Here is a 533-nt window from a genome sequence, read left to right on the forward strand (position 1 = left end):
GTGACCGGTCCCGGCGCGATGGTGTCCTCGCAGAGCAAGGACACGAACCAGCGCCCGGCACTGTCCCAGGACACCGTCACCGTGGACGGCGACTGTCCCCCGGGCAGCGGCCGGGACCACACGATGTCCAGCGGCGCGGCCATCTTCGCCAGGGTCAGCTTGCCGTCGGTGAATCGGAACGCGGACGGGGTGAACTCGGCCGACGCCCGGGACTTGCGCTTGGACTTGAAGCGCGGGTACCTGGCCCGCTTCTCCCAGAACGCGGAGAACGCGCCCTGGAGGTGCCGCAGGCACTGCTGGAGCGCAACCGAGGAGACTTCGTTGAGGAAGGCCAGTTCTTCGGACTTCTTCCACGCGGTCAGCATCGCCGACGTGGCGTTGTAGTTGACCCGCTCCTGCCGGAGATACCAGCCCTCGGTGCGGGCCTGCAACGCCAGGTTGTAGACCTTGCGCACGCAGCCGAACGTCCGGTTCAGCAGGTCAGCCTGCTCCGGAGTCGGGTAGAAGCGGAACTTGAAAGCCCGCTTCACCGT

1 protein-coding gene is annotated in these 533 nt (G+C 67.0%); it reads right to left on the reverse strand.

Annotation, left to right across the window (positions count from 1 at the left end; all coding sequences use genetic code 11):
- Nucleotides 1-533: RNA-guided endonuclease InsQ/TnpB family protein (locus tag WH85_RS46235; protein ID WP_211275666.1), on the reverse strand; the 533-nt coding region annotated here is incomplete at both ends.

Source organism: Actinoplanes rectilineatus, assembly GCF_000962825.1.
Taxonomy (GTDB): domain Bacteria; phylum Actinomycetota; class Actinomycetes; order Mycobacteriales; family Micromonosporaceae; genus Actinoplanes; species Actinoplanes rectilineatus.